The following is a 6,028-nucleotide window of genomic DNA, read 5'->3' on the forward strand; positions in this document are numbered from 1 at the left end:
GGCTCCAGTCTGTATCGCGTTTATGGGTGCTGGGCAACCGCTCCACCGCCTTCTCTCCCGGAAAGGCTACTTGCCGGGAGAGTCCCGCCGTTCTGGGAACCGAGGACGTGGTCCCTGAGCCAACCAAGGGAAAACCTCACCCTGGGGTAGCCGGCCGAAGTTCTGCGGAGGGGCTATGAACACGAGGCCGGTACATGACGTGATCGCGATCCGCGGCGGAACGCAGGGACGGGTCCCGCTGGATCCGGTGCCTCTGGAACCCCTTGTTCCGCTCTGCTTCCCGGTGCACGAACACACGCTCGACTCCGCTGTGTACAGCGGCGAATTCCTCGGGTTCGCGGGTAAGGGCATCTCTCTGGCCTTGGGGGAACTGCTCGCCGAGCATGTTGTCGGCGACGGTGGCGAGTGGGACCGGACGGCTTCGGCTGCGGCCTGAGCGGAGAGCGTGCGGATTGTCGCGGCGACCATCTCTGCGGCGCTCTTGGGAATCGCGGAGAAGGTGTTGCGGACGAAGTGGACCCGATTCGAGTGACCAGGGCAGTGGCTCGGGCCGCCGGTGCCACCACCAGCCCAGTTGCCTGCCACGCGCCTCCGCGCCCAGGAGCAGTCCGGATCAGTGAGCCCTGCGGATCCTCCGTGGTGAGGCGGACATAGGTGCTGTCCAGCTGCTGAAGCCCCTGTCGGAGTACGGCCACAGCGGGAGGGGGAGTGTGCCGGGGACGGTAGTCAGCCCGTCTCGCGCGGCCAGCCGCTCCCGGTAGAAGTCCGGGGGGCACCAGCCCGAACCGGCCCACCCCGATGCCATGCGGGCGACGAGCATTTCCCACGCTGCCAGACAGTCCGAGAACTTCCACCGGGCCTCGCTGGGCCAGGAAATGTACGGGCTGTCGGCGACGGGTGATCCAGAACCAGGATTCAGCCGCCGCCGACAGCTGTCCCCAGGGGCAGACTGCTGCTCCATCTGGCATGTCTCCAGGTCAGCGGCGCCCGTGTCTGCGGGCGAGAAGTCGGCGAATAGTCTCAGGTCGTGGCCTTGGCCTCCGTCTGCGTTGACATTGACGCGGGACGGGGTTGACGGCCCCTACGCGGCGCCTCCGGCGACGTACGAGCGTCTGTAGGTTCTCGCCGCTCGCGACATGTCGAATTGCGTGACCTGGGGCGTTCTTGGCTGTCTCACGGCCTTGTCACCCATGACCAGTCTCAAATCCGTGGCATTTCCTCGCGAGGGCGAGCTCGAGAGCAGGAGGCATGTCCGAGTCGGCCGAATACGCCACGTTGGGCCCCGAGCACGAGGGCTACCGGCGGGCCCAGATTGCGCACCGATGAGCTTCCCGCGCCGCGCAGGTTTACACGCCGGACACCCACGAATGGAGGGCTGGGCCTTGCGGACTCTTAAGTGCCGTCAGGTGTCGGTCAGGGGGTGCGTCGGGCCAGGTCCGACCGGCGGAGCAGGTCGCGCATCAGGGTTTCCGCCGCCTTCGTCGTGTGGGCGCGGGTCGCGGACTGTTCGGCGTACGTGGTGACGAACAGGGCGTTGCCGACGCGGACCCGCACCATCGTCTGCCAGGGCGCGGGCCCCTTGGGCCAGAGGCCGTGGGCGTCCTTCTTGATGAGGACGGCGGCCTCGTCGCCCAGGTCGGGCAGGCGGTGTTCGGTCGCTCCGGGGGACGGCTTCTGGCCGAGGGCGCGGAACTGTTCGCCTGCGTACAGCGCCCCGTTGAAAGTGTCGGTCGACGTCCAGCCTGTCGCGGCGACTCCGATGCGGAGGGCGGGGGCGGTGGGGGAGGGGTCGGAGGCGACGGTGCATATGTTGCGGCCCGGGAACGGTGGCCACCGGCCCGGCAGAGAGCGCGCGCTGGACTTCGTGAGGGCCAACTTCGTGTCGGTGCTCGTCAGCCGCTGCACCTCGTGGTCGTCGAGTAGCGAGCATGCTGCGGGGACGTGGGGGGCCGGGTCGGGTGGCGGATGAATGTTCATCGCGCCGAAGAAGACGCGGGTCAAGAGCACTGCGCTGAGAATTGAGGCGAAATAGCCGAGTGGTGCGCGCCGTGGGGCGGGGCGTAAGGGCTTGTCTTTGTAGGTCTCCGCGAGGCGTTCGCGCAGTTCGATGTGGCGGAAGTGGTACACGGCTCCGGACTGTCGCAGCACTCCGCGGGCGTGTGCGTCCTCCAGGAACGCGGTGAGACGCCACGGGAGCCGGCCGGTGGCCGCGTACCAAACGCGGGCCGTCCCGTACTGGCCCCAGGCGGAGAGCCCGACGGCGTACAGCCACCAGGAGGCCACAACTATGGCCCAGTCCAGCGGAGTGTCGGTGTGCAGGGTGCGGCCGTTGAACTGCCACCAGGTGAACAGGATCGGGGCGAGGAGCAGGGGGTACCGGGAGCTCACTGAGCTCAGTACGTCCGGTGAGAGGCGGAGCGGTGCCAGCCAGCCCAGGGTGAGGACCACCTGCCGGTCGGCGCGGATCGTCTCGCGCGGGGTCCGTTCCGGAGTCTGGTCGGCGAAGCGCCACGCGAAGGGAAGTACAGGCTGCAGCAGGGCGGCGACGGCGACGGCGCAGAGGCCCGCGGCCGGCCACAGGTGGCGCAGGGCCGAGGTGATCGTGCCCGCTGTGGTGAGGGCCAGGCCCAGGGCCACCAGCCGTCCCTTCCAGCCCCGCAGCGCCTTCCGTACCAGTGCTCCGTCGGGCCGGCCGAGCAGCCAGGGGGTGAGGTAGCTGCGTTCGTTGTCGGGGTCGGCGGCGAATCCGTAGAGCGTGGGGGTGCAGGCCAGGGCGTATGCGAGCCATACCGGCATCGGGCCGCTCCACTGACCGGTGGCGATGTCGGCCCGGGTGAGCAGGAGGACCGACAGCAGGTACGCGGGGGCCAGGTACAGGAGCCGCACCGGCCACGGCATCTCTTTCTGGAGCCGCCACCAGGCGAGGTCCGGTTCGTTGGCGGCCTTCAGGCGGAAGGCGAGGAACTCCATCCAGCGGCGCGCATCCTCGGACCGCCACCCGCCCTGCTCGGTGCGCACGTCGGGGGAGGCGCTGTACGCGGTGTTGAGGAAGACATCGTACAAGTGCTCTTCGAGCGCACCCTGTTTGGTGTACTCGGGGGACAGCAGCTTGGCGGGGTCGTTGCCGTCCCAGCCGTAGGTGACTCGGGCGAGGCCCGCGAGGAGGGGGACGCGGAGCGCCTCGCGCAGCCGTTTTGTCTCGGCGGAATTGTCGTTGGTGATGCGCAATTGCGCCAGGACCAGGTTCCAGGGGGAGTCGTTCGATCCCGAGGGGTTGAGGTAGCCGCTCACGGTTTCGTCGGTGAGGGTTTGGAGGGTGATCTCGGTGCGGGCGAACACGCTCTGGTCCGGGGCGTGTTCGAGGTACTCGTCGGCGCGGGTGGTGAGGACGAACGGGCGTCCCCGCAGGGTCTCGACAAGCTGGCGCAGGGCCTCCTTGTGGCGAGCGGGCGGGAGTTCGTCGAACCCGTCGAGGATCGGCAGAACCCGGTCGGTGGCGCGCAGGAGGTGCAGCGCTACGTCATGGGGGCGGGCCCCGGGGACCGGTGCGCAGACCCGCGGGAAGTCGTCGGCCAGGCGCTGGGCCAGCCAGCCGGCCAGCCCCTCGTCAGGGTTCCAGGCGGCCAGCGGTACCACGAGCGGGATCGGGCGCTCGGGGCTGTCGTCACGGCCGGTGAGGAGTTCGGTGGCGAGGCGCAGGGCCAGCACAGTCTTGCCCGCGCCCGCGCCGCCGATCACGACGAGCCGCCGGCCGGGGAGGCTGTCGAAGTACGCGGAGACGGTGGTGCCCGGCCGTTCCGGCTGGGGCGTCCACGGCACCTCGATGATGTGGGGCTCGATGATGTGCAGGAGCCGTTCATCCTGCTTGTACTGCTCACACAGCGCGTCAGCGAGGCCGTCGACGACCCCCTCGACGTACGCGGGGGCCGTCCATGCCCGGTCGTGGCGGCGTCGCCGGGCGGTCAGGGCCCGCGCGGCGACGGAGGACGCGAGGGCCAGGGCCAGGAGGTGCCATCCGAGCCGTTCGGGGCCAGGGTCGTAGCCCTGCGGGAGCGGCAGCTCGGGACGTACGGCGAGGAGGTACAGGCCGAAGCCCGCAATCAGGCCGCGCACGCCCACCGACACGTGCGGCTGGACGTACAGGTTCATGATGTCGCGGGCCTGGATGAGCAGGCCCTGCTGTCCGCCGCTCGCGGTGTTGTGCGTGTCCCCCGGTGGCCTGCTCCGCTCCGACAACTCCCGGCCTATCCGCCGATGGTGATGTCACCGTTGAAGTCGCGTCCCTGGATGGCGGTCTGCTGGCGACCGCCGGAGACCGTGTTGTGGACGTCGCCGGATCCCGTCGTGCGTACGGTGGCGAGGGCCGGTTTCTCCTGCCAGGTACGCAGGGCATCGGCGAACACGGGGTCCTGGCCGGCGCGTTCGACCAGAATACGGATCAAGTCGGCTGCCCATGCGGTTCGCTGGGCGGTGTCCGGGGCTGCGGTGAGCGCGTCCAGTTCGGGGGTCCCGGTCGGTTCCACCGGGGAGGGGCGGAGTACCAGATCGCGCAGGGACGTCCAGAGTTGCTGGCCGGCGGCGCCTGCCGTGCCGGAGGCCAGAGCCGTCAGCAGTTCCGGCGTCATCGGTTCCATGGGTACCTCTTCTCGCTCCTGGGGTTGTGGGCCGGGCGTCGAGTCTACGGCCGGCCCCCGTTGCGTAGCGGCAGGTTTGGGTTCTGTCATGTGTAGGAAATCGTTCCTTCCCCTGAGCGGGCGCTCGCCTGCGCGTCCGGCTCCACGCCGGGTTGTCACCTCCTGTGCGGACGGCCCGCGTACAGACCCCGCCATGGAGTCGCTGAGCCCAGTAGACGGATGGATAATTTTGTCCACCAGGTCCACGACGGCCTTGCAAGTTCGGAAGCGGAAGCTGACTGCAGCGGTGGGACTGTGCACGGCGTAACCCCCAGCACGGGCGAGCCTTGTGCCATCACCATGCGCGCCCACGACCGGAGGGTCGGGTAGAACTCAAGCATCACCACTCGAAAGGGCGAGCGTCGTGCGCTGCGGATCTCAGTAAGACGCCATAAGTGGCGCCGATGTGCTGCTGGCGCTGAGAATATGGCGCGGTTTTTGAGCTTAAAGATTTAACCTTTGCGAATTTGAGCTGATTGCGTTCAGTGATGCTCTCGGGGCGTCTGGTCGTTTTGCCCACATCGTGGCGGGTGGCGGGTGGCGGGATGGCGGTTCTTCGAGCCAACTGGGCGTCCTGGGGCGGGCGTTGAGGATTTCGGTGCACGGGCAGGACTGTGCAGGTGCGGGCGGAGGTTGCGAAATCCCCGGCGGACGCGGGCCGGGGTGAGCCGGGCGGGCTCCGTTCGCTTCTCCCAGTGAGGTTCCCCCTGCGGGCCGGGCAGCTTGATACTGGGACGGATGGTCCCGGAGGAAGCAGTCACAGGTAGTGAGCAAGAAGAGCAACATGAGTAAGCGGTACACGGCCGAGTTCAAGCGGGACGCGGTCGCCTTGGCGTTGTCCTCGGAGAAGACGGTCACCGAGGTCGCGAGGGATCTGGGCGTGAGTCCGGAAGGACTGCGCGGGTGGGTGAAGCAGGCGAAGGTCGACCGCGGCGAGGGGACCGCCGGGGCTTTGACCACTGCGGAGCGTGAGGAGTTGGTCCGGCTGCGGCGGAAGGTCCGCGAGCAGGAGGCCACGATCGAAGTTCTGGGAAAAGCGACCGCCTTCGTGTGTCCTGAACGGAAAGGGCTGCTGGTGTAGGTCGGTAGCAACTGGATGATGCTGCACAGATGATGAGGGTTTTGGCCCCTCGGAGTCGCCCCCGCGGAGGGAGACTCCAAACCGCCTCCTGCTGCGTTGGCTGAAGACCGTCGTGGTGAGCGTCGGAGGAAAAAGGCGCTCTTGAAAGGACGTCAGGTGGGGATCGGGAAGGCGAGCGCGAGCGAACCACTGCTGATGCGTCGAAATGCTTGGACGACATCGAAACCGGGGCTTGAAGGCTCCCCGGGATGAGTCTGGCGGGTGTCCGCTTCCT

General features: G+C 68.3%; 4 protein-coding genes and 1 pseudogene. 2 read left to right on the forward strand and 3 right to left on the reverse strand.

The window, feature by feature from the left end; all coding sequences use genetic code 11:
- Window positions 1–199 precede the first annotated feature (199 nt).
- Window positions 200–436, forward strand: a complete 237-nt coding sequence (locus AB0I52_RS21770; protein ID WP_363074949.1) for a hypothetical protein — start codon at window positions 200–202, stop codon at window positions 434–436.
- 977 nt (window positions 437–1,413) lie between these two features.
- Here the strand turns inward: AB0I52_RS21770 and AB0I52_RS21775 are convergent.
- From AB0I52_RS21775 to AB0I52_RS21785, 3 genes and pseudogenes are all read right to left on the reverse strand, one after another.
- Window positions 1,414–4,236 carry an NACHT domain-containing protein gene (locus AB0I52_RS21775; protein WP_363074951.1) on the reverse strand — a complete coding sequence of 941 codons (2,823 nt, stop codon included), beginning with the start codon at window positions 4,234–4,236 and terminating at the stop codon, window positions 1,414–1,416.
- A gap of 8 nt (window positions 4,237–4,244) precedes the next feature.
- Window positions 4,245–4,634: a hypothetical protein gene (locus AB0I52_RS21780; protein ID WP_363074953.1), complete on the reverse strand. Its 390-nt coding sequence runs from the start codon at window positions 4,632–4,634 to the stop codon at window positions 4,245–4,247.
- A 505-nt stretch (window positions 4,635–5,139) separates the two neighbouring features.
- Window positions 5,140–5,368, reverse strand: a pseudogene (locus tag AB0I52_RS21785) (transposase); the annotation flags it as partial.
- A gap of 71 nt (window positions 5,369–5,439) precedes the next feature.
- On the opposite strand from AB0I52_RS21785, the gene AB0I52_RS21790 reads away from it, so the two are divergent.
- Window positions 5,440–5,754: a transposase gene (locus AB0I52_RS21790; protein ID WP_363074955.1), complete on the forward strand. Its 315-nt coding sequence runs from the start codon at window positions 5,440–5,442 to the stop codon at window positions 5,752–5,754.
- The last annotated feature ends 274 nt before the right edge of the window (window positions 5,755–6,028 follow it).

The organism is Streptomyces sp. NPDC050423, assembly GCF_040655445.1.
GTDB lineage: Bacteria > Actinomycetota > Actinomycetes > Streptomycetales > Streptomycetaceae > Streptomyces.